This window comes from Paraburkholderia yinzeri (assembly GCF_046581065.1).
Classification (GTDB): domain Bacteria; phylum Pseudomonadota; class Gammaproteobacteria; order Burkholderiales; family Burkholderiaceae; genus Paraburkholderia.
The window spans coordinates 1,849,388-1,873,156 of the sequence record NZ_JBFOCJ010000002.1 but is presented as its reverse complement, the minus strand read 5'-3'; the positions used below and the strand labels follow the sequence as shown (position 1 = coordinate 1,873,156).

The following is a 23,769-nucleotide window of genomic DNA, read 5'->3' as shown; positions in this document are numbered from 1 at the left end:
TCGCGAGGGATGCTGCATTGCACCGAGGCTCATGGGCTTGCCCCGCTCCATCAGAAGCTGTGCGTGATCGCAAGGCGCCCGACTATCTGGTGCGAATTCGACGAAACGCCCGCCGACCCCGGGATATACGCGTAGTCGAGGATAGTCCCGCTCGTGTTGCCCGACACCTTCTGGTACACGAACTGGCCGTACACCGCGGTGCGTTTCGAGAAGTTGTACTGCGCCATCACACCGCCCTCGTTCCAGTGCGGCGTGGCATCGCCCGAGTCCTGCTGCACTTCGGCGCGCGTATAGGTGTACATACCACCCACGAAGAACGTCGGCGTCAGATTGTATTTGACGCTGAATTCCGCGTTGTCGAAACGCAGTCCGTTCGCCGCGAGCGGACCCACATAGATCGACGCCGAAGGCTGGTCCACATTCGTATGCGTATAGACCGCGCCGAGCACCACGGGCCCGATGCCGTAGTTCGCGCCGATGCCCCAGATTTTCTGGCTTTGCGCGGAGAAGCCCATGTCGTTGGTGGCGACGGCGCCGCCGGTCGTCGTACCCGCCCCCGAAAGGTCCTCGAAGGCCGCGCCGACCGTGAGCGTCGACCAGTTATAGGTGAGGCCGAGGCTGTAGACGCGGTTCTGCGCAAATCCCGCCTCGTTGCTGAAGCCGTAGAGCGCGGTGCCCGACAAGCCCGCGTAAGTGGCCGACGTGTACTTGACGGCGTTGCTCGCGTGGAAGCTGCCGTCCGTGTTGTCGTTATCGAGCGGATGCGCGAACAGATAGCCGCCCCAACTGCTGTTGACGGTGAGCGGCCCGATCACGTCGACGATCGAATCGAACTGGCGCCCGAACGTCAGCGTGCCGAAGCGGGTGTCCTGGAGTCCGACATACGACTGATAGCCGAACAGGCGTCCGCCATAGTAGAGTTGCCCGTTTTCCATCATGAAGCCGCTTTCGAGGTCGAAGATCGCACTGAGTCCGCCGCCCAGATCTTCGGTGCCCTTGATCCCCCAGCGGCTCGTGACGAGGTCCACGCTGGCCATCTGCCATGCGCTCTTGCCCCCCGTGTTATTCGTGTAGTTCAGGCCTTCGTCCAGCGCGCCGAACAGCGTGACGCTGCTTTGCGCATGGCTCGTGTTCGCGAGACTCGCAAGCGCAACGGCCACACCGGTCAGCATGGCGGCATCCAGTCTTTTCATGGTTCGATTCACTCCCGTGTGCCGAGGATGGAGAAACCGGGGCTCGCAGCCGCCGCCACGGCCCGCAAGGGAATGCCCCTTACGTACCGTCCGGCCGATACCGGAAAAGCGCCCTGGCCTGTGCCGGCGGCGCCCGCAACGCGCCGCCGTGGTATGCACAGTAACTGCCCATATTTCGGGTAACGCCATCAAAGACGACACGGATTGGTCGGTTTGCGACAACGGCGTCCATCTCGCGCCGTGCCGCCGTTCGGGCGCTCCGCCCGGCACTCCGGTTGGCGTGCCGATACCGGCGATACGGCGCGCCGATTCTATGCAGCCCGAAGGAAATACGGTGTACTCGCGCCACCGCCCGTGCACTCGCGCCGCGCAAAACCGGTGCCGCGCACGAGGCCTTTCTTTCGACATCCGGAGAATCCGCATGCCCGCAACCGTTCGTCCCCATCCTTATGTTCTGACGCTGTCCTGTCCGAGCGCGGCAGGCCAGGTGGCCGCCGTCGTCGGCTACCTCGACAAGCGCCATTGCTACATCGACGAACTCACGGTCTTCGACGACGACATCAGCTCGCGCTTTTTCGTGCGCTGCGTCTTTCACGAAGTCACGGACGCAGGCCCCGCCGCGCTCGATCTCGCCGCGCTGCGCGACGGTTTTCAGCCCATCGCGCGCGACTTCGGCATGACCTGGGCCATACACGACGTAGCGGTGCGCCCCAAGGTGCTGATCATGGTTTCGCGGCTCGAACACTGCCTCGCCGACCTGCTGTTTCGCTGGCGCATGGGCGAGCTGCAGATGGACATCGTGGGCGTCGCGTCGAACCATGCCGACTTCGAACCGCTCGCGCGGCAACACGGGCTTGCGTTTCACCACTTGCCCGTGACGCCCGAGACGCGGGCGCAGCAGGAAGCGCGCGTGCTCGAACTGTTCGAATCGAGCGGCGCGGAACTGCTGATTCTCGCGCGCTACATGCAGATCCTTTCCGATGCAACGAGCCGCCGGCTCGCGGGGCGCGCGATCAACATCCACCACTCGTTCCTGCCGGGCTTCAAGGGCGCACGCCCCTATCACCAGGCGCATGCGCGCGGCGTCAAGCTGATCGGGGCAACGGCGCATTTCGTCACCGACGATCTCGACGAAGGCCCCATCATCGAGCAGGAGGTGCAGCGCGTGGACCATTCGCTGGGCCCGGAGCGGCTCCTGGCCGTGGGACGCGACGTGGAATGCGTGACGCTCGCGCGAGCCGTCAAGGCGTTCGTGGAGCGCCGCGTGTTCATCAACGGCGAGCGGACTGTCGTGCTGTGAGTAGAGGCTGCAAAGACAGCCGGCGAGGCCGCGATGGCGAGCCTCGCCTTGACCAGTGGCAGAACGAAAGAATCAGAAGTACGGCTTCGCCAGGTGATGCGAAAGCCAGACCACCAGGACCGCGAGCACGAGCGCGCCATACGGCAGCCAGCGCCGGATGCCGGTGTTGTGCGCCTCGTCCTGCAGCGCCATGTCCTGCGCCATGCGTGCGGGAAAGCGGCCACGGTCCTGCCAGAAGTGGCGGTACAGGAACACCGGCACGATCAGCAGCATCGCGATCAGGCCGTTGCGCATCGTGCCGATGCCCTGCAAATCCGCGCCTGCGCCAATGAACGCGAGATCGAGGTAGCCGCACAGCGCGCCCGCCGCGAGCAGCCAGGTCGGACAGCGGAACGGCCGCTCCGCCCTGGGGCGATCCATGCGATGAATCCAGCCCGACTGGAGATTCAGGAATACGAAGATCATGTAGCAGACGTTCGAGATGGCCAGCACCGTCATGTAGTCGGACATCAGCAACAGGATCAGATTGAACCCGAGGTCGGTCCACATCGCGCGCGTGGGCGCGCCGTGCTCGTTCACGTGCGAAAGGTAGCGCGGCAGCCACCCGTCGGCCGAGGCCTGGTAGAGCGTGCGCGACGAGCCCATCATCGAGGTCATCACGATGAGCAGGATGGTGAGCACGAGCATGACGACCAGCAGATTCACCACGAGGCCGCTGCCGCCCACCATGCGCGCCATCGCCTCGCCCACGCCCGTGCCGTCCACGATCTTCGGATCGAGCATCCCCGCCGTGCCGAGCACGCCCTGGAATGCGAGCGGCACGAGCGTCATTACGAACAGACACAAGAGGCCCGACCAGAAGATGGCCCGCGCCGTATCGCGCCGCGGGTTGCGGAACTCGCGCGTATAGCAGACCGCGGTTTCGAAGCCGTACGCGGCCCAGCCCGCGAGAAACATCGCGCCGAACGCCATCGTGATGCCGCTGCCGTTCCATTTGCCGGACACCGCGGCCGTCACCGCGCCCTGGGCGTCGTGGCCGAGCGGCATCAGCGGCCACAGATGAGCGGCGGGCACGTCGCCCGTCACGAACGGCACCACGCCGACAATCACGAGCGGCGCGAGCGAAGCGATGCCCAGAATGCGCTGCGTGCGCGCGGCCTTCGACGCGCCGCCGTGCTGCAGGCGGAACGTCACGAGCAGAAATGCCGCGGCGACGAGGAAGGTCGCGTTGATGCGCAACGAGAGACCGTGCTTGACGAAGCCGAGATCGACGAGGGTCAGTTGCCAGGTGTTGATCGCGGCGTCAGGCGCGAAGAGGCTCGTGAGCATGTAGCTCGCGGCAAGCCCGGTGCCGAGCGCGAGCATGGGCGACCAGGCAAGCCAGTTGCACCACACGGAAACCGGCGCGATGAGCTTGCTGTAGCGCACCCACGCCATCGCGCCGTAAACGGAGGCCCCGCCCGACTTGTGCGGAAAGAGCCCGGAGATTTCCGCATAGGTCGCGCTCTGGATCAGGCCCATCAGGACCGCGGCGACCCAGATCGCCCACGCGGGCTGGCCAACGGTGGCCGATACGCAGCCGATCGTGAACAGCACGCCGCCCGGCACGCCGCTCGTGACCCAGAACGCGTCCTTCCAGCTCAGGCCACGCTGCAGCGTGTGATTTTCATCGTGTCCAACGCCACCTTCCAATGTCCCTTCGATGTTGCGCATGCCCGGTCCTGCATGTTCCATCGGGTGTCTCCAGCCATGTTCGATTCGTCCGACCTGATATTCGCCCCACGGCGCGCCGCTACTTGTCGACGACCAGATCGGTGAGCGGCTTGCTGCAGCATAGCAGCACCATACCCTGGTCAATTTCCCTCTGGCGTATGCCGCCGTTATGCTGCATCTGCACCTGGCCGGATACCAGCTTGACCTTGCAGGTGCCGCACATCCCCTGCGTACACGAGGCGGGCAGCCGCACGCCCGCCGCGCGGGCCGCTTCGAGCACCGACTGCCCCGCCGTGCAGCGGATCTCGCGATGGCTGCGCGCGAAGCTCACGGCGAAGTCTTGTTCCTCGGCGCCGGCGGCCTCCTGCACGGCCTCTTGCGTGTCTGCCGGCGCATCGGCGAGCGTCTCGAACGAGAAACTCTCTTCGTGATAGCGTGCCCGGTCGAAGCCCGCTTCGTCGAGCAGATCGCGCACCGCCTTCATGTACGGCGCGGGCCCGCAGGTGAAGATCTCGCGCTCCATGAAGTCCGGCGCGATAAGGCGCAGCAGCGGCAGGCTCAGAAAACCCGTGACGCCGGGCCAGTTCGTGTTCGCCCCCAAGCGCTCGCACACATACGAGGTGCGGAACCGTTGCTGGTTCGCCGCCATCAGGTCGAGCTCGCGCGCGAAGATGATGTCGCCGGGCGTGCGTGCGCTATGCACGAACACGATGTCGCGGTCCTCGCTCAGCTCGTGGTGCGCGCGGCTCATCGACATGAGGGGCGTAATGCCCGAGCCGGCCGAGAGGAACAGGTACTTGGCCGCCGGATGGCGCGCACACGTAAACTCGCCCGAGGGTCCCAGTACGCGCACGTGCGCCCCTTCGCGCAGATGGTCGTGCAGCCAGTTCGAAACCACGCCGCCCGGCACGCGCTTGACCGTGATCGAGAGCGTGTGGGGGCGCGTGGGCGACGAGGAGATCGTGTAGCAGCGGTTCACGGTCTCGCCGTCTATCTCGAGTTCGAGCGTGATGAACTGCCCCGGTTCGAACGCGAACGCCCGGCCTTGCGGAGAGCGAAAGAAAAAGCTCTTCACGTCGTGGGTCTCGTCGCGCACCTGGCAGCACTCGAGCGTCTCCTCGACGTCGCTCGTCCAGCGCGCCGGCAGCGCGCTCCAGAATTCCGGCTTCGTAAGCCGCCCCTCGAGCGGCTCGAAGGTTGCCGCATCCCGCATCATGGTGTCCTCCAGCTGCTCTCCGGCAGTCGGTGATAGGTCCGTCAAGAACGTATGTACGGCGCGTACGTTCAGGCCTCGATCTGCTCGGCAAGCCGCGCCACGTACCAGTCGCAGAACTTCTCGACGAGGCCCTCGGTGTACGGCGAATATGGGCCCGGTTCGTAAGCACTGCTTTGCGCACCGCTCTGCGAGTATTCGACGAGCGCCCGGTCCTGGTCGTTGGTCGCGCGCCAGACCGCCGTGAGGTTGTTCACGTCGTAGTCCACGCCTTCCTGCGCATCCTTGTGCACGAGCCATTTCGTGCGCACGAGCGTCTCCCCGGCGGAAAGCGGAATGACCGAGAAGGTCACGACGTGGTCGCTCATGAAATGGTGCCAGGAGTTGGGCTGGGTCCAGAACGACAGGCCGCCCAGATCGGCCTGGCGAAACTCGCCCAGCAGCTTCTTCGAGGCGATCTTCGCGTCGAGCGTCTGCGACTCGCCGCTGCGGTCGAGCGGCAGGCGCTGCGTGCGAAAGCCCGTGACGTCCAGCAGGCGGTCCACTTCGACCGACGGCAGGCTCAGGGTTTCCCACTGCTGCGCGCGTTCCTCGCAGGTCCGCTCAAAGGCCGCCATGCCTTCCGCGTTGGCGGCGCTCGGCTGGTAGCCGAAGCCGTACTCGTAGAGCGAGATGGTCAGCTCGGGATGGTTCGCCACGCAGTGATAGCACTCCCGATTGTTTTCCATCGTCAGCTTCCAGTTGCCTTTCTCGATGATGTCGATCGAGGCGGCCACCTTGCAGTTCGCCATGTCGTGCGGCAGCAGATAGGGCTCCATCGCGGCGCGCATCACGGCGAAGTCGACGGGCGGCGTGGGTGCGAGGCAAATGAAGATGAGCCCGCCCAGGCTCTCCACGTGGACGGTCTTCAGGCTGTGCTTGCAGCGGTCGAACTGGTCGCCCATGTGCTCGGCGAAACGCAGCTCGCCCGTGAGGCTATAGGTCCAGCTATGATAGGGGCAGACGATATTGCCGACGGCGCCCTTCTCTTCGTTGCACAGCCGCGCGCCGCGATGCCGGCAGACATTGTGGAATGCCCGCACCACGCCGTCGTCGTCGCGCACGATCAGGATCGAATCGCTGCCCAGCTCCACCGTGACGTAGTCGCCCGGCTCGGGAATGTCCGGCTCCACAGCCACCTGGATCCAGTGCTTGCGGAAAATCGCCTCCATATCGAGGGCAAAGATTTCATCGCTCACATAAAACGGCGCCTCGAGGCTGTAGCCCTTCTTGCGGCGGTCGACGAGCGCGCGGATGTCTGCCGAAACTTTCATGTGTGCTCCAGGGTGGGGCTGTGCCGCCAGGCCAGGCCTGGACGGCGCAAATTCAATAATCAATGAGTTGATGCTCGCGCAAATAGGCAAGTATCACTTGTGCTTTTTCGACCGAAGTTCCATCAATTACGACGCGGCCGCCACGACTTTCCGTCGTGGTGGCCGAAAGCATGCGCTGATGGCCGGAACGCTTCTCCGCCGCCGCGAGGCGCACCGGCCGGCGCGTGGCCGGGGCCAGCGCCCATTGCGCGGCTTCGGCGCAGGGCGCAGCGGCTGTTTCGCGGGTCTCGATTGCGCCGCTGCGCAGGCGCGCGTAGGCGTAGCGCGCCGTGGCGGCAGCAAGCGGATGAATCGCCACGACGGCGGGCAGCGCCACGTCCACCGCGCGGCGCACGCCCTTGGGCATGAATTGGCGCACCGCTGCGCGCCCCGCCTCCGCGGTGACCTCAACCGCCGCATTCACGAGCGGATAACCCAGCCGGTGAGCCAGCCGATAAGGCAGCATGCCGCTGTCGAACGCGCCTTCCGCACGCGTGCCGGTGAGCACGAGGTCGTAGCCGGAAACGCGCGATGCCAGCACGGCGGCGATGTCGTCCGTATCCTCGCAAGCGAGCACTTCGACGCGCGCGGCCCCCAGCGCCAGATATTCCGCGAGCGCCGGATTCGCGGCGTCGCCGGCGTGCACCACGTCGCAGCGCGCGCCGTGCCGCGCCGCGAGCGCGCGGCCGATCTCCAGCGCGGCTGCGTCGTTGCGGCTGTAACGCGCCACGCCGCTCACGGGGTGCCGCCCCGCGGAGACCAGCACGGCGATCTTCTCCAGCTTTCCGTTCATGCCGGCACTCCTTCGGTTTCCTGATTGAGTCTTGCGGCATCCCGAGGATGCGACGCCGCCTCGCGCGCGCGGCCGATCTCGTCGATCAGCGAGGCGATGGTCGACTGCGTATCGCCCACGATGGTCAGGTTGGCGCGCTTGACGATCGGCGCGCTCGCGTCGAGGTTCACCGCGATCACGTGCCGGCAGTCCTTGATGCCCTGCAGATGCTGGACCGCCCCCGAAATCCCGAATGCCACGTAGACGCTCGCCTCCACGGTCTTGCCCGTCGCGCCTATCTGCTGGTCTCGCCGGAAGAGACCGTTGTCCACGGCAACGCGGCTCGCCCCCACCGCCGCGCCGAACGCCTCGGCCAACTGGCCGAACGCGGCCACGTCGCTCACGCCGTTGCCCGCCGAGACGATGAAATCGGCTTCTTCCAGCGCGACTCGCGCGGCGTCGACGGCCTCAATACCCCGATCGGCGTAGCGGCTATCGGCGGCATCGGCGGCGTCGAGGGGTTCGCCGATATCCGCCGCGATCCGCTCGCCCGCGCCGACGAACGGCAGGCGCGGGTCCACGGCGCCCGGTGCGAGCAACACGACTCCCGGCAGCGCACGCATGGCCAGCGACCGCCTGGCATGCACATAGGCGCCCACTTGCGCGGCGTCGATCTGCACCACGTTCGTCGCGGCGCTCGCGCCGGCCAGCGCGGCATAGCGCCGGCCCAGGTCGCCGTCGCCGTAGGCGTTGTCGGGAAGCAGCACGTGGTCGGGCGCGAAACGCGCTACGCAGGCCGCCAGCGCCTGCACCTCGCGTTCGGGTGCGAACGCGCGGCTGCCGAACGAGGCCAGCTCGATGATCTTGTCCGCGCCCAGCGCGCCGCCGTCGTCGTGAAAGGCGCCGAACACCACGAGCACGACCTGCGTGGCGGCGCCTGCGATCAGGGCGGCGGCCGCGAGGGTCTGGCGGGCATGCTCGTCGAGCGCCCCACGGTCGCTGTGGGCGGCCACGAGCAGCGTGCGCTGCGCCGCCTGCATCGTGCGGCGCGGCTTCGTGCTTGCGCCATGCGCCGTTGGCATGGCCGCAGCGAACTGCGCGGCTTCATCGTGCAAAGCGTGCGTCTCGTCCGCCGCGCCAAGCGTGATCCGGCGCAGCCCTGCCGCCGTGATCGTGAAGGGCCGGCGCGGATCGATACGTTTGAGTGTCGTAGTCATCGTTTCACTCCAGCGCCGCGGCAACGAGTTCGGCCACGTCGAGCACTTCGGGACGCGGCCCGACCACGCCTTCCAGCATGGCCGTGCAGTTGGGGCAACCCACCGCGACCGTGTCCGCGCCGACGGCGCGCGCGTCGGCCATGCGGATGTCGGGAATGCGCTGCTTGCCGGGAATGTCGGTCAGCGGCGCGCCGCCTCCGCCCCCGCAGCAGCGGCCCCGCTGCCCATGCCGCTCCATTTCGACGACCTTGATGCCGATGGTCCGCAGCAGCTTGCGCGGCGCTTCCGTTTCGCCGTTGTAGCGGCCGAGGTAGCACGGGTCGTGATACGTGAGCGTGCGGTCGCGCCACGCGTCGAGCACGCCGGGCGCGAGCTTGCCGCTCGCGACGAGCTCCGCGAGGAACGTGGTGTGGTGCAGCACCTCGAAGCGCGCGCCGAGCGCCCGGTATTCGTTGCGCAGGCTATGCATCACATGCGGGTCTGCCGTGACGATGCGCGTGAAGCGCAAGCCCGACAGCGTGCCGACGAGCTGCTTCGCCATCTGCTGGAACGTCGCTTCGTCGCCGAGGCGGCGCGCCACGTCGCCCGTATCGGTTTCCTGGCCGCCGAGCACCGCGTAGTTCACGCCCGCCTTGTTGAGCACCTTCACGAGCGCGCGCAGCGTGCGCTGGTAGCGCATGTCGAATGCGCCCTCTCCGGCCACGAGCAGGACGTCCACGGCCTGGCCAGGCTGCGCGACGGGTGCGTCGAGATCGACCGCCCAGTCGTAGCGCGCGGCCTTGTCGTAGCCGCCCGCCGTGCCCGTCTCGCGCAGGTTCGCGAGCACCTCCGGCCCCTTGCCCGGCACGCTGCCGTGCACGAGCGTCTGGTTGCGGCGCATGTCGACGATCGCATCGACATGCTCGATCAGCATGGGGCATTCGTGCACGCAGGCGCGGCAGGTCGTGCAGGACCACAGCGTCTGCGCCTCGATCAGGCTGGAGACGATCGGCAGTTGCGGCTTGCCGCCGTGCCGGCCCACCTCGATGCCCGGCGTCGGGCTGCCGCTATAGGCGCTGTCCGTACCGCCCACCATGCCGGTCACGAGGTCCTGAATCAGCTTCTTCGGGTTCAGCGGCTGGCCGGCGGCGAAGGCCGGACATGCGGCTTCGCACTTGCCGCACTGCACGCAGGCGTCGAAGCTCAGGAGCTGGTTCCAGCGGAATTCGACGGGTTTGCCTACGCCGTATTCGTTCTGCTCGAGATCGACGGGCTTGAGCGCGGTGGGCGGCACCGCCGCTTCGTGCCGTTGAGTCGCACCGCCACCGGTAGCGGCATGAGCGGCAAAGCGGGCCTGGCGCGGGTGAAACGCCAGATGCAGCAAGCCGGCGAGCGCATGCTTCATCGGGCCGCCGCGTGCCGCACCGAGCGTCATGGCAAGCGCGCCGGCCGCGATCAGCACTGCGAACAGTACCGCGAGGCCGCCGGACAGGGCCGAGGCCGGCACGGCGACATAGAGCAGCAGCCCCAGCGCGAACGAGCCCAGCAGCCACGGCAGCGTGTCCCACGGCCCGCGCGAGAGGCGCGCCGGCACTGCCTGCGTGCCGTGACGGCGCCGCCAGACGAACACCGTGCCCACAAGCATCACGAGCGCGGCGAGAAAGATCAGCCGTTCGAGCCACGGCGAATAGATCGCCAGTCCGTAGTTGACGAACACGAGGCCGAACGCGGCAATCGCCCCGCCCGCCGTGGCAACGTGCGTCTTCGCAATGTACGGATCGCGGGCCACCACATGGTGCAGGTCCACGAAATACCGCTTCGGGATGGCGAACAGATTCGTCCAGCCGAAGCGGCTGTCCGCAGTCACCCGGCCGAGCCGCCAGTAGGCGGCGCGCTTCGCGAGCGCAAAGGCGAGACCGGCCACCGATGCCCAAAGCAATGCGGTAATGAGGAGCGCCGGGTTCATCGTCAGAAGTCCTTGCAAAGACGCAGCGCATCGTAAATGGCGCCGTGAATGTTGTGCATGGAGATGCAGTCGCCCACGCGGAACAGCAGGAATCGTCCGTTACCGAGCGTTTCGGCAAGCCACGGCTGCGGCTCGGCCGCGAAAAGCCGCTGCACGTCCACCTGCCCGCGGTTCACCGACTCCGGCTTCAGCGACCAGTACAGCGCGTCGTTCGGCGTCACGCCGTTTTCGATCACGACCTGATCGACGGCCCGTTCTTCCTGTTCCTCGGTGTACTCGTTGCGCAGCACCGCGATCTTCTTGCCGCCTTCTTCATAAACACGGTCGAGCCAGTAGTTCGGCGTGTGAATCACGCCCTGCGCGTAGAGCCGGCGATAGAAGATGGGGAAAGTCGTGCCGCCCACGTCGTCGGCCACCTTGACGTCCGGCGTCACGATCTCCACTTTCGAGCCGCGGCTCGAAATGAAATCCGCCACCCCGGCGCCCGCATGCGTGCTCACGCCGTCGTAGACCAGCACGTTCTGCCCCGGCTCGACACGCCCCGAAAGAATGTCCCACGAGCTCACCGCGAGCCCCGCTTCCACGCCCCAGTCCGGCACCTGCTGCGTAAAGCTGCTGCCGCCCGTGGCGAGCACGACGATGTCGGGTTTTTCCGCGAGAATCGTCTTCTCGTCGGCTGCCACGCCAAGGCGCCGGTCCACGCCAAGGCGCTTCGTTTCCATGTCGAACCAGCGCACGATGCCGGCCATCTGCTCGCGCTGCGGCGCCCTCGCCGCCAGCAGGATCTGGCCGCCCACGGCGTCCGACTTCTCGAACAGCACGACGTCGTGGCCGCGCGAGCGCGCCACGCGCGCCGCTTCGAGCCCCGCCGGCCCCGCGCCCACCACGACTACCTTGCGGCGCGGACCGCGCGACTTCTCGATCACGTGCGGCATCGTCGCTTCGCGCGAGGTGGCCGCGTTCTGCACGCACAGCACGTCGAGGCCGTTGTACTGGCGGTCGATGCAGTAGTTCGCGCCCACGCACTGCTTGATCTCGTCCTCGCGGCCGTCGCGGATCTTGATGACCATATGCGGGTCGGCGATCTGCGCGCGCGTCATGCCCACGAGGTCGATCATGCCGCTCGCGAGCAGGCGCTCGGCCTGGCCCGCGTCGCGAATGCTCTGCGCATGCATGACCGGCAGCTTGACCACCGACTTGATGCCGGCCGCGAGATGCACGAACGGCTCGGGCGGCAGCGCCATCGGCGGCATGCAGTTCGCCAGCGTGTTGTGCGTATCCGCGCCCGATCCGATCACGCCGACGTAATCGATCAGGCCCGTCTCCGCCATCGCGTGGGCGATCTCCTTCAACTGCTCGTGATCGAGCCCGTCCTCGTGAAACTCGTCGCCGCACATGCGCAGGCCGACACAGAAGTCGCGGCCCACCGCTTCGCGCACGGCGTTGAGCACCTCCACGCCGAAGCGCAGCCGGTTCTGCAGGCTGCCGCCCCATTCGTCGGTGCGATGATTCGTGCGGGGGCTCCAGAACTGGTCGATCAGATGCTGGTGCGCAGCCGAAATTTCGATGCCGTCCATGCCCGCGTCCTTCACGCGCTTCGCCGCAGCCGCAAAGTCGCCGATGATGCGGCGAATTTCCTCGACCTCGATGATCTTGGCGTTGCCGCGGTGTACGGGCTCGCGCACGCCCGAGGGCGACACCAGATGCGGCCAGTGCTCGCCGTGGAAGGCCGTGCGGCGGCCCATGTGCGTTGCCTGGATCATGATCTTCGCGCCGTGACGATGCATGGCTTCGGCGAGGCGCGCGAGCGGATCGATCACCTTGTCCGTCGCGAGGTTGACCGACTTCCACCAGCCTTGCGGGCTGTCGATCGACACCGGGCTCGAGCCGCCGCACACGGCAAGGCCCACGCCGCCCTTCGCCTTCTCCTCGTAGTAGCGGATATAGCGATCGCCGGGCAGCCCGCCCGGCTCGGCGTAGACCTCGGCATGCGCGGTGCTGACAATGCGGTTACGCAGGGTTAGCTGATTCAGCGTCATGGGCTTGAACAGATTGGGATAACGCATCGCGGGCGCCTCTTGCGCGAAATACAGTTGAAAAAACGGCTCGTCTGCCTCAGTGCGCGATCGGCGAGACTTCGAACAGGCAGCACGCGTGGTGCTCGGCCGCGCACTGCACTTCGCGCGACTGTGCGCGCGGCGCCGCGGCGGCGCTTCCGGCCGCCGTATCGTTCACCCAGTCCATCGCTCCCGCGAACCAGCCGGAAAACATGTAGCAGAGCTTGCCTTCCTTGCCGGGCTGTGCGAGCACGAACGACGAGTGCCGCAGTTCGATCGTGGCGCGGGACGCGGCCGGGTCGGCCTCGACGATCCTGAAGAGGCCCCAGCCGCGCTGCGAGAGGCGCTTCAGGTAATGCTCGAACACGGCCATGCCGGTGAGGCCGTGCTGCTTTGCTTCCTTCTCGCACCAGTGGTACGCGGACTTGTAGCCGGCCCGGTACAGAATTTCGGCGTAGGCTTCGCGCCCGAGCGCTTCCTCCACGGCCGTGTGGTTGTTCGTGAAGAAATGCCGGGGCACGTAGAGCATCGGCAGGGCGTCGGTCTTCCAGACACCGGTTTCGGCATCGACGTCGATGGGCAGTTGCGGTTGCATGCGGGGACTCCGTAGGGTGAGCGATGCCTGCGCCGGCGTGGCGGAGCACGCCGGCGGCACCTTGTTTTCAGGCCGTCGAGTGAAAAAGAGGGGAGCGCTCAGGCGCCCCACACGTCACGGAACACGCGGACCCAGTTTTCGCCCATGATCTTGCGGATGCGCGTCTCGCTCCAGCCGGCACGCTCCATCGCGCGCGTGAGATTCGGAAACTCGCCGATGGTGCGAATGCCTTCCGGGTTCACGACCTTGCCGAAGTTCGTGAGGCGGCGATAGCGGCCCTTGTCGTGCGTGAGCCAGTCGAAGAAGTCGACGCTGTAGCCCTGGGTGAAGTCCGTGCCGATGCCCACCGAGTCTTCGCCGATCAGATTGACCACGTAGCCGATGGCCTCGATATAGTCCTCCACGGTCGCGTCGATGCCGCGCTTGAGGAACGGCGCGAACATGGTCACGCCCACGAAGCCGCCGGCGTCGGCGATCTCCTTCAACTGCGCGTCGGACTTGTTGCGCGGGTGCTCCTTGAGTCCCGAGGGCAGGCAATGCGAGTAGCACACCGGCTTCTTCGAGAATGCGATGGCCTCCGACGAGGTGTTGCCGCCCACATGCGAAAGATCGACCATGATGCCCACGCGGTTCATTTCGGCGATCACTTCGCGGCCGAAATCCGAAAGGCCGCCGTCGCGCTCGTAGCAGCCGGTCCCGACGAGGTTCTGCGTGTTGTAGCAGAGCTGCACGACGCGCACGCCCATGTCGGCGAACGCTTCGATGTACCCCAGGTTGTCCTCGAACGCATGCGCGTTCTGGAAGCCGAGGATGACGCCCGTACGGTTTTCCCGCTTCGCCCTGGCAATATCGTCGGTAATCCGAACGAGTGTCAGCAGCTCGCTGTTATCGCGGATCATCTGCTTCATCGTGGCGATGTTGTCCACCGTCTTCGCGAAGCTCTCCCATACGGAGACCGTGCAGTTCGCCGCGGTCACTCCGCCCTTTCTCATGTCTTCGAACACCGGCCGCTCGAACTTCGAGATGTTCAGGCCGTCGATGACAATGCTGTTCTCATGCAGGTTGCTCATGCTTGACTCCGTCTTCGTTCGTGTTGTCGTTCGCGCGGTTTCGACGCGCGATCAGTAGATCGGGAAGCGCTCGCAGAGCGCGAAGATTTCGCGACGCACGCGCTGTTCGGTCGCCGCGTCGCCTTCCGGTTGCGCGCGCAACGCGTCGAACACCTCCAGAATCAGGCGGCCGATCTCGCGGAACTCCGCCACGCCGAAGCCGCGCGTCGTGCCCGCGGGCGTGCCGAGGCGTATGCCGGAAGTCACGGTCGGCTTCTCGGGATCGAACGGAATGCCGTTCTTGTTGCAGGTGATGCCCGCGCGTTCGAGCGCCTGCTCGACCTGGTTGCCCTTGAGCCCCTTCGGACGCAGGTCGACGAGCAGCAGATGATTGTCGGTGCCGCCCGTCACGAGATCGACGCCGCCCGCCGTCAGCACTTCGCCCAGCGCTTTCGCATTGGCGAGCACGGCATCGATATAGATCTTGAAGCTGTCCTGCAGCGCCTCGCCGAACGCCACCGCCTTGCCGGCGATCACGTGCATGAGCGGGCCGCCCTGCAGGCCGGGGAACACGGCCGAGTTGATCTTCTTCGCGATCTCCTCGTCGTTGGTCAGCACGAAGCCGCCGCGCGGACCGCGCAGCGTCTTGTGCGTGGTCGAGGTGACGACGTGCGCGTGCTCAACCGGATTCGCGTGACGGCCGGCCGCGATCACACCCGCAATATGCGCCATGTCGACCATGAGCCGCGCGCCCACGCTGTCTGCAATGGCGCGAAAGCGTGCGAAATCCAGCTCGCGCGGATAGGCCGAGAAGCCGGCGATGATGAGCGCGGGCTTGTGGTCATGCGCGAGACGCTCCACCTGCTCGTAGTCGATGCGCTGCGTCTCGCGGTCCACGCCGTACTGCACGGCGTTAAACCACTTGCCCGAGAGTGCGGCCTTCGCACCGTGCGTGAGGTGGCCGCCCGCATCGAGCGACATGCCGAGCACGGTATCGCCCGGCTTCGCGAGCGCCAGCATCACGGCGCCATTGGCCTGTGCGCCCGAATGCGGCTGCACGTTGGCGAACCCCGCGTCGAACAACTGCTTGATGCGCGAGAGCGCGAGCGCCTCGATCTCGTCGGCGAATTCGCAGCCGCCGTAGTAGCGCTTGCCCGGATAGCCCTCCGCATACTTGTTCGTCAGCACGCTGCCCTGCGCTTCCAGCACCGCTCGCGAGACGATGTTTTCCGAAGCGATCATCTCTACCTGGGATTGCTGACGTTCCAGTTCCTTGAGGAGGGAGTGGCGCACGGCGCCGTCGCGTTCTGCAAGGGACTGCGCGAAGAAGGGGTTGGCGTTCGACATGGGGGGTTCCGTTGGCGTCCGTGGGTCCGTTAGTAATGGGAAGCAGTGCCGCCGTGGCTGTGCCGGATGCGCGCTTCGCCCGACTGGCCTCGTGTTTCACCACCTCACCGACGGCTCTATTCTTGTCTTTCGCCGCAGCGGTCAATTTACGAATTCAGACGCGTTCTTTTCCATTTCCGCCATGCACGTCCAATTTCGACAAGTGAAGGCGGGCGGGCACGGTTTGCGTGCAACCGCCGCACGACCGTGCGCGGGTGCGCGGCCGCAGTGCACTCGCGGTGCAACCCGCAGTGCACCAATCGATGTACCGGTTCCGCATAAAGGGTCGGGCGCGTCGAGCCCGCCTGGGTTTGCACCAGGGTTTAGCCAGGGTTTGGCCGTATGGCACGCTTGTTGCACCCACGCGCAGAATTTGAGACTACAGCCGCGCACCGCACTCACTGCACCTGTTCGCGCTGTCCCCACACATAAAGCAGAAGGACCTCCCGCATCATGTCGCCGGCTCGCGCGTCCTCGTTGACGCATTTTGCGTTCATGCCGTTGCCGAACTTCACGATGATCGCGTTCACGAACGCCATCGAAGTGCTGCGCATGGCCAACTATCTGAGCGGCGAAACGCTCTACCGCTGGTCGGTCGTCAGCCCGACCGGCGGGCCCGTCGTCGCGAGCAACGGGCTTTCGGTGGATACGGGCCCCGTGGAATGCGTGGGGCGGCCCGATATCGTGTTCGTGTGCGGCGGCATCAACGTGCAGCGCGAAACGCAGCCGGCGCATCTGGCCGCATTGCGCCAGTTCGCACGCTCCGATACGCCGCTCGGCAGCCTCTGCACGGGCACCTATGCGCTGGCGAAGGCCGGCCTGCTGGCCGGCTATGCCTGCGCGATCCACTGGGAAAACATGTCGGCGCTGAAGGAGGAGTTCCCCGATACGCGCTTTCTGAAAGAACTCTTCGTCGTCGACCGCGACCGCGTCACCTGCACGGGCGGCGTCGCGCCGCTCGACATGATGCTGCATCTCATCGTGCCGCGCGTGGGGACGGCGCGCGTCACGCAGATCGCCGAGCAGTTCATCATCGAGCACGTGCGCGACACGAGCGCCCAGCAGCGCATGCCGCTCGTCGCGCGCCTCGGCTCCGCGAACAAATCGCTGTTCGAGGTGATCTCGCTGATGGAAAACAACATCGAAGAGCCGCTTTCGCGCGAAGAGCTCGCGCGGCTCGCGAACATGTCGCAGCGCCAGTTGCAGCGGCTCTTTCGCGAACACCTCGGCATGACCCCGACGCACTACTATCTGACCTTGCGCCTGCGCCGCGCGCGCGAACTCCTGCTGCAGACCGACATGTCGATCATGCACATCACGATGGCATGCGGCTTTCAATCGGCCTGCCATTTCAGCAAGAGCTATCGCGACGCGTTCGGCACCGCTCCCACGCAGGAGCGGCGCATGCAGGTGGCGCCCATGGCGCATGCGGTCAATCCCGCTACTGTCAATAGCCTTACATTGCACTCCTGATCGAGTCGTATCAGGCTCAGCACAACCCAGGACAGCAGCAGGTTCAAGGGGCATGGCGCCCCTCTCTTCATGCCGCTTTCAGCAGCCCGTGCGGATCGATGACGAATTTGCGCGGTGCACCGCCGTCGAATTTCCGGTAGCCTTCCGGCGCCTCGTCCAGCGACACGACGGTCACGTTGACGATGTCGGCAATCGGCAAGCGGTCCCACAGAATCGCCTGCATGAGGTTGCGGTTGTACTTCATCACCGGCGTCTGGCCCGTGTGCAACGAGTGCGACTTCGCCCAGCCCAGCCCGAAGCGGATGCTCAGGCTGCCCTTGCGCGCGGCCGCGTCGGCCGAGCCGGGGTCGTCGGTGACGTACAGGCCCGGAATGCCGATCGCGCCGGCCACGCGCGTGATGTCCATGAGCGAGTTGAGCACGGTGGCCGGCGCCTCTTCATGTTGGCCGTGGCTACCGTGGCCATGCGCCTCGAAGCCCACGCAGTCCACCGCGCAGTCCACCTCCGGCTTGCCGAGGATCGCGGCGATCTGCTCGCCGAGCGTCGCATCGCGCGAAAGATCGACGGTCTCGAAGCCCACGGCGCGCGCGTGCGCCAGGCGTTCGGCGTTCATGTCGCCGACGATCGTGCAGGCCGCGCCGAGCAGGCGGGCAGAAGCGGCGGCGGCCATGCCCACCGGGCCGGCGCCCGCAATATAGACCGTCGCGCCGGGCTTCACGCCCGCCATCACGGCGCCGTGATAGCCCGTGGGCAGAATGTCGGAAAGGCACGTGAGATCGCGGATCTTTTCCATCGCGCGATCACGGTCGGGAAACTTCAGCAGATTGAAGTCGGCGTACGGCACCAGCACGTACTCGGCCTGCCCGCCTATCCAGCCGCCCATGTCGACGTAGCCGTAAGCGCCGCCCGCTCGCGCGGGGTTCACGTTCAGGCACACGCCCGTATGCTGCTCCTTGCAGGTCGGGCAGCGGCCGCAGGCGACATTGAACGGCACCGAAACCAGATCGCCGACGCTCAGCGTCTCCACGTCGCGCCCCACTTCGATCACCTCGCCCGTGATCTCGTGGCCAAGCACGAGCCCGACCTCGGCGGTCGTGCGCCCGCGCACCATGTGCTGGTCCGAACCGCAGATGTTGGTCGACACCACCTTGAGGATCACGCCGTGGCCGATGGCGCGCCCGCGCGGATCGACCATCTTCGGATAGTCGATCGGCCGCACCTCCACCTTGCCCTGCCCTACATATACGACACCGCGATTGCTGCTCATCGTTTCGTCTCCATGTCCACTGACGTTGTCAACTACGTTGCATTCGACGCGCCTTGCCACCCTGCGTCCCGTCGCGACCTGCCCTGCGGCAAACGCATTCAGGCCGACATGCCGAGGGTAGCCCGCCGCCCGCCCAGCCGAATGTGCAAAACGCGACGCCGGTTTGCCCGTATGCGACACGACCGGGTTCTACGCTTCGAAAGCGATTTTTTGTTGATTGAACGTTCAATAAAAAACCGCTAATCTGGCCGCTCTCACCCAGGGGACACACCATGCCGAAAGTCGGGATGCGCGAGCTGCGCCGCGCCCAGCTAATCGACGCGACGCTGCTGACCATCGACGAAGCGGGCCTTTCCGGCACGACGCTCGCTCTCGTTGCGCAGCGCGCCAATATTTCGACCGGCATCGTGAGCCACTACTTCGGCGACAAGGACGGCCTGCTCGAAGCGACGATGCGGCACATCCTGCGCGACCTGTGGGCCGCCACCACGCGGCGGCGCCGGGCCGCGAAGGCCGAACCGCGCGCGCGCCTGCGCGCGATCGTCGCCGCGAACTTCGACGTTTCGCAGGTCAGCGGGCCCGTCATGAAGACATGGCTCGCGTTCTGGTCGCAGAGCATGCACGAGCCCACGCTAAGCCGTCTGCAACGCGTCAACCGCCGGCGGCTCTACTCGAATCTCAGCGCGGAATTCACCAGGGCGCTGCCACGCGCCCGCGCCCGCCGTGCCGCGAGCGGCCTCGCCGCGATGATCGACGGCCTGTGGCTGAGCGGCGCGCTCGCCGGAGGAGTGTTCGACACGCGAGCCGCCCTGCGCCTCGCCAACGAGTACATCGACCTGCTGCTAGGCGGCAGAGACTGATTCACGCGACACAAGACAAGGATTCCTGACGATGACCCCCTACGGCCTGCAACGGCTCTACATCGGCGGAGACTATGTCGACGCCACCAGCGGCGAGACCTTCGAGACGATCGATCCGGCCACGGGCGAAACGCTCGCGGTCTGCCAGCAGGCGAGCGAAGCCGACGTCGACCGCGCCGTGCACGCCGCCCGCGAAGGCCAGCGAGTCTGGGCCGCGCTCGACGCGATGGAGCGTTCGCGCATCCTGCGCCGGGCCGTCGAGCTGCTGCGCGCGCGCAACAACGAACTCGCGTGGCTCGAAACCCTCGACACCGGCAAGCCGCTCGCCGAAACGCGCACGGTGGATATCGTCACCGGCGCAGACGTGATCGAGTACTACGCGGGCCTCGCCCCCGCCATCGAAGGCCAGCAGATCCCGCTGCGCGCCGACTCGTTCGTCTACACGCGCCGCGAACCGCTGGGCGTGACGGCAGGCATCGGCGCCTGGAACTATCCGCTGCAGATCGCCTGCTGGAAGTCCGCGCCCGCGCTCGCCGCGGGCAACGCCATGGTCTTCAAGCCGAGCGAGGTCACGCCGCTCACCGCCACGAAGCTCGCGGAGATCTATCGGGAAGCCGGCGTGCCGCCCGGCGTGTTCAACGTCGTGCACGGCGACGGGCGCGTGGGCGCCATGCTCGGCGTGCATCCGGACATCGCGAAGATCTCCTTTACGGGCAGCGTCGAAACGGGCCGCAAGGTCATGGCGCTCGCGGGCGGCTCCTCGCTCAAGGACGTGACGATGGAACTGGGCGGCAAGTCGCCCCTCATCGTGTTCGACGACGCCGACCTCGACCGCGCCGCCGACATCGCCGTGACCGCAAACTTCTTCAGCTCGGGCCAGGTCTGCACGAACGGCACGCGCGTATTCGTGCATCGCTCGATTCAAGCGGCGTTCGAAGCGCGCGTTATCGAACGCGTCCAACGCATTCGCGTGGGCCAGCCCACCGATCCCGCCACGAACTTCGGCCCGCTGGCGAGCGCCGCGCAGCTCGACAAGGTGCTCGGCTACATCGAAATCGGCCGGCGCGAAGGCGCGCGGCTCGTGACGGGCGGCGAGCGCCTCGGCGGCGATTTCGCGCGCGGCCTCTATGTGCCGCCAACCGTGTTCGCCGACTGTCGCGACGACATGAAGATCGTGCGCGACGAGATTTTCGGGCCGGTCATGAGCCTCCTGACGTTCGACGACGAAGACGAGGTCGTCGCGCGCGCGAACGATACGCACTACGGGCTCGCCGCGGGCGTCGTCACGGAGCGGCTCGCCCGCGCGCATCGCGTGATCCATCGTCTCGAAGCGGGCATCTGCTGGATCAATACGTGGGGCGAGTCGCCCGCGCAAATGCCGGTGGGCGGCTACAAGCAATCGGGCATCGGCCGCGAAAATGGCATTGCGACGCTGCTGCACTACACGCAGCTCAAGTCGGTTCAGGTGGAGCTGGGGCCATACCGGCCCGCGTTCTGAGCGCCCACGTGCGGACGATGCCGACGCCGCGAAGGAGCAAGGCATGGCAAGGGAAGACTACAACACCATCATCATAGGCGCGGCGGGCCGCACGGGCCCGGGCGCCGCCGATGTCCTGAAGGAGCGCGGCATGGTCGCCAAAGAGTACGACTACATCATCATCGGCGCGGGTTCGGCCGGCAACGTGCTGGCGACGCGGCTGACCGAAGACCCCGATGTCTCGGTGCTGCTGCTCGAAGCGGGCGGTCCCGACTATCGCTTCGACTTTCGCACGCAAATGCCCGCCGCGCTCGCGTACCCGCTGCAAGGCCGGCGCTACAACTGGGCCTATGAAACCGAGCCCGAACCGCACATGAACAACCGCCGCATGGAATGCGGGCGCGGCAAGGGGCTGGGCGGCTCGTCGCTCATCAACGGCATGTGCTATATCCGCGGCAATGCGCTCGATTACGATCACTGGGCGCGGCGTTCCGGCCTCGAAAACTGGGCCTATCGCGATTGCCTGCCCTACTTCCGCAAGGCCGAAACGCGCGACGTGGGGCCGAACGACTATCACGGCGGCGACGGTCCCGTGCACGTCACCACCAGCAAGCCCGGTGTCAATCCGCTTTTCGAGGCCATGGTCGAGGCCGGCGTGCAGGCGGGCTACGCGCGCACGGACGACCTGAACGGCTATCGCCAGGAAGGCTTCGGCCCGATGGACCGCACCGTCACCGCAAAGGGACGACGCGCCAGCACCGCGCGCGGCTACCTCGACCAGGCACGCAGCCGCCCCGGCCTCACCATCATCACGCACGCGCTGACCGATCGCATCCTCTTTAGCGGCAAGCGCGCGAACGGCGTGGCGTATCTGCACGGCGACTCGAACACCACGGTCACGGCCCACGCCCGCCGCGAAGTGCTGCTGTGCGGCGGCGCGATCGCCTCGCCGCAAATCCTCCAGCGCTCCGGCGTCGGGCCCGGCGCCTGGCTGCGCGAACTCGGCATCCCGGTCGTGCTCGATCTGCCCGGTGTCGGGCAAAATCTTCAGGATCACCTGGAGATGTACATGCAGTACGCGTGCAAGGAACCCGTCTCGCTGTATCCCGCGCTGCTGCTGCACAACCAGCCGGCCATCGGCCTCGAATGGCTGCTCAGGGGCACAGGCATCGGTGCGAGTAATCATTTCGAAGCCGGCGGCTTCATCCGCACGCGCGACGACGACCTGTGGCCCAATATTCAGTACCACTTCCTGCCGGTCGCCATCAACTACAACGGCACCAACGCGATCCGCATGCACGGCTTCCAGGCGCACGTCGGGTCCATGCGCTCGCCTAGCCGCGGCCGCGTGAAGGTGCGCTCGCGCGATCCGCGCCAGCATCCGTCGATCCTCTTCAACTATATGGCCGAAGCGCTCGACTGGCGCGAGTTCCGCGACGCGATCCGCGTCACGCGCGAAATCATGCGCCAGCCCGCGCTGGACCGCTTCCGCGGCGAAGAGCTGAACCCCGGCGCGCAGTACAAGACCGATGCCGAACTCGACGCATTCGTGCGCGGCCGGGCCGAGACGGCCTACCATCCTTCATGCTCCTGCGCAATGGGATACGACGACATGGCCGTAGTCGACGCCGAAGGGCGCGTGCATGGCGTCGAGGGACTGCGGATTGTCGACGCGTCCATCATGCCGCAGATCACGACGGGCAATCTCAATGCACCGACCATCATGATCGCCGAGAAGATCGCCGACCGCATTCGCAACCGGCCGGCGCTCGCGCGCTCCCATGCCGCGTATTACGTCGCGAACGGCGCGCCGGCGCGCGGCGGCGTGGCGCGAGACATGTCTAACGCCGATGCCGGGCGAGGCGCGATCGCCGAAACCGTTCCAACCCGCTAGAGGCCTCCGTGGACCCGCGTGGCCGCATTGCACGCATCGAACAACCAACGGCGAAACGGCGGCACGGCGGGCGCCTCGGGCCGGGCCAGCGGTCGCACAAGGAAATAACCGCGCGCCGTCCTGACAGGCGTATCGATCAGTTGTACCAACTGGCCGGTTGCGATCAGCCCGTCCACGAGCGGCGTCCAGCCCAGCGCCACGCCCTGGCCCATCACTGCCGCCTCGATCACCAGCGAATAGCTGTTGAACGTGATCCCGTGCCCATCGGCGGGCGCCGGCAGATCGTGCGCGACGAACCAGTCGCGCCATGACATCCAGCGCGCCGGCTCGGTGGGCTGCACGTGCAGCAGCGGCAACGTCACCAGACCGGCCGCCCCGCTCGCCGGCCAATGACGCTCGGCAAAACCCGGTGAGCACACCGGCGTCACCTGCTCCTGGAACAGACGCGAAGACGTACAGGGAGCCCAGTCACCATCGCCGAACGCAATCGCGACATCGGCACGATCGCGACGCGGGTCGAAGCCCTGTTGCGACGTGACGATCCTGACATCGACATCGGGCATGAGGCGCCGCAGATCGGCAAGACGCGGCATGAGCCAATAGGTCGCGAAGCCCGCGTCGGTGAGAATCGTCAGTGCGCCGCCGGCCCGCCGCGCACGGATTTCGACAGTGGCTTCGCGGATCGTCGCAAGGCCCTCGCGCACCGCCTCATACAGCCGCTCCCCGTGAGGCGTCAGCACGACACCGCGATGCCCGCGCTCAAACAGCGGAACCCCAAGGTCAGCCTCCAACTGCACGATGCGCTGGCTGACCGCGGGTTGCGTCGACCCGAGCTCGCGGGCCGCGGCGGAAAAACTTGCGTGCCGTGCCGCGGACTCGAACACGGCCAAAGCCTGCATCGGAGGCAAACGCTCCTCTCCGGACATAACGCTCCCTTATACGGATATAAGCTGCCGTGGTCTTCACGAGCGCATTATGACCCGACATATTGGCGTCGTACACGCCT

General features: G+C 66.5%; 19 protein-coding genes. 5 read left to right on the top strand and 14 right to left on the bottom strand.

All coding sequences use genetic code 11. The annotated features are described in order from the left end of the window. Positions 1–50: 50 nt before the first annotated feature. Positions 51–1,172 carry a porin gene (locus WJ542_RS25550; RefSeq protein ID WP_487007208.1) on the bottom strand — a complete coding sequence of 374 codons (1,122 nt, stop codon included), beginning with the start codon at positions 1,170–1,172 and terminating at the stop codon, positions 51–53. 442 nt (positions 1,173–1,614) lie between these two features. Between WJ542_RS25550 and WJ542_RS25545 the strand changes: the two genes are divergently transcribed. Continuing rightward, positions 1,615–2,493, top strand: coding sequence for a formyltetrahydrofolate deformylase (locus WJ542_RS25545; RefSeq protein ID WP_411192254.1), 879 nt, complete (start codon positions 1,615–1,617; stop codon positions 2,491–2,493). Positions 2,494–2,565: 72 nt separating this feature from the next. On the opposite strand, the gene WJ542_RS25540 is transcribed toward WJ542_RS25545, so the two are convergent. From WJ542_RS25540 to WJ542_RS25490, 11 genes are all read right to left on the bottom strand, one after another. Beyond that, on the bottom strand, positions 2,566–4,206 hold the full coding sequence (locus WJ542_RS25540) for a trimethylamine N-oxide permease (RefSeq protein WP_411192544.1): 1,641 nt from the start codon (positions 4,204–4,206) through the stop codon (positions 2,566–2,568). Positions 4,207–4,285: 79 nt separating this feature from the next. Next, positions 4,286–5,422, bottom strand: a complete 1,137-nt coding sequence (locus WJ542_RS25535) for an FAD-binding oxidoreductase (protein WP_411192253.1) — start codon at positions 5,420–5,422, stop codon at positions 4,286–4,288. Between the two features lie 68 nt (positions 5,423–5,490). Continuing rightward, positions 5,491–6,732, bottom strand: a complete 1,242-nt coding sequence (locus WJ542_RS25530) for an aromatic ring-hydroxylating oxygenase subunit alpha (RefSeq protein ID WP_411192252.1) — start codon at positions 6,730–6,732, stop codon at positions 5,491–5,493. Between the two features lie 52 nt (positions 6,733–6,784). Continuing rightward, positions 6,785–7,564 carry an electron transfer flavoprotein subunit beta/FixA family protein gene (locus WJ542_RS25525; RefSeq protein ID WP_411192251.1) on the bottom strand — a complete coding sequence of 260 codons (780 nt, stop codon included), beginning with the start codon at positions 7,562–7,564 and terminating at the stop codon, positions 6,785–6,787. Continuing rightward, positions 7,561–8,760, bottom strand: coding sequence for an electron transfer flavoprotein subunit alpha/FixB family protein (locus tag WJ542_RS25520; protein ID WP_411192250.1), 1,200 nt, complete (start codon positions 8,758–8,760; stop codon positions 7,561–7,563). The genes WJ542_RS25525 and WJ542_RS25520 overlap by 4 nt, the downstream gene beginning before the upstream one ends. Before the next feature lie 4 nt (positions 8,761–8,764). Further along, positions 8,765–10,705 (bottom strand): (Fe-S)-binding protein, encoded by a 1,941-nt coding sequence (locus tag WJ542_RS25515; RefSeq protein ID WP_411192249.1) that lies wholly within the window; start codon positions 10,703–10,705, stop codon positions 8,765–8,767. Between the two features lie 2 nt (positions 10,706–10,707). Further along, entirely contained in the window at positions 10,708–12,771 is a 2,064-nt protein-coding gene (locus WJ542_RS25510; protein ID WP_411192248.1) for an oxidoreductase, read from the bottom strand. A 49-nt stretch (positions 12,772–12,820) separates the two neighbouring features. Further along, positions 12,821–13,357 carry a DUF5943 domain-containing protein gene (locus tag WJ542_RS25505; protein ID WP_411192247.1) on the bottom strand — a complete coding sequence of 179 codons (537 nt, stop codon included), beginning with the start codon at positions 13,355–13,357 and terminating at the stop codon, positions 12,821–12,823. 98 nt (positions 13,358–13,455) lie between these two features. Continuing rightward, entirely contained in the window at positions 13,456–14,427 is a 972-nt protein-coding gene (locus tag WJ542_RS25500; protein WP_411192246.1) for a dipeptidase, read from the bottom strand. 51 nt (positions 14,428–14,478) lie between these two features. Beyond that, positions 14,479–15,753 carry a serine hydroxymethyltransferase gene (locus WJ542_RS25495; protein WP_411192245.1) on the bottom strand — a complete coding sequence of 425 codons (1,275 nt, stop codon included), beginning with the start codon at positions 15,751–15,753 and terminating at the stop codon, positions 14,479–14,481. 437 nt (positions 15,754–16,190) lie between these two features. Then, entirely contained in the window at positions 16,191–16,322 is a 132-nt protein-coding gene (locus WJ542_RS25490; RefSeq protein ID WP_411192563.1) for a hypothetical protein, read from the bottom strand. On the opposite strand from WJ542_RS25490, the gene WJ542_RS25485 reads away from it, so the two are divergent. Beyond that, positions 16,288–17,265, top strand: a complete 978-nt coding sequence (locus WJ542_RS25485) for a GlxA family transcriptional regulator (RefSeq protein ID WP_411192244.1) — start codon at positions 16,288–16,290, stop codon at positions 17,263–17,265. The two genes, WJ542_RS25490 and WJ542_RS25485, sit on opposite strands and share 35 nt — an antisense overlap. A 67-nt stretch (positions 17,266–17,332) precedes the next feature. On the opposite strand, the gene fdhA is transcribed toward WJ542_RS25485, so the two are convergent. Further along, positions 17,333–18,532: a formaldehyde dehydrogenase, glutathione-independent gene (gene fdhA / locus WJ542_RS25480; protein WP_411192243.1), complete on the bottom strand. Its 1,200-nt coding sequence runs from the start codon at positions 18,530–18,532 to the stop codon at positions 17,333–17,335. 272 nt (positions 18,533–18,804) lie between these two features. Between fdhA and betI the strand changes: the two genes are divergently transcribed. The 3 genes from betI to betA all read left to right on the top strand — a co-directional run bounded on the left by betI (position 18,805) and on the right by betA (position 22,763). Next, positions 18,805–19,392, top strand: coding sequence for a transcriptional regulator BetI (gene betI / locus WJ542_RS25475; RefSeq protein WP_411192242.1), 588 nt, complete (start codon positions 18,805–18,807; stop codon positions 19,390–19,392). 31 nt (positions 19,393–19,423) lie between these two features. Further along, positions 19,424–20,890 (top strand): betaine-aldehyde dehydrogenase, encoded by a 1,467-nt coding sequence (gene betB, locus WJ542_RS25470; protein ID WP_411192241.1) that lies wholly within the window; start codon positions 19,424–19,426, stop codon positions 20,888–20,890. 130 nt (positions 20,891–21,020) lie between these two features. Continuing rightward, positions 21,021–22,763 carry a choline dehydrogenase gene (gene betA / locus WJ542_RS25465; protein ID WP_411192542.1) on the top strand — a complete coding sequence of 581 codons (1,743 nt, stop codon included), beginning with the start codon at positions 21,021–21,023 and terminating at the stop codon, positions 22,761–22,763. Here the strand turns inward: betA and WJ542_RS25460 are convergent. After that, positions 22,760–23,662, bottom strand: a complete 903-nt coding sequence (locus WJ542_RS25460; RefSeq protein ID WP_411192240.1) for a choline sulfate utilization transcriptional regulator — start codon at positions 23,660–23,662, stop codon at positions 22,760–22,762. The two genes, betA and WJ542_RS25460, sit on opposite strands and share 4 nt — an antisense overlap. Positions 23,663–23,769 lie beyond the last annotated feature (107 nt).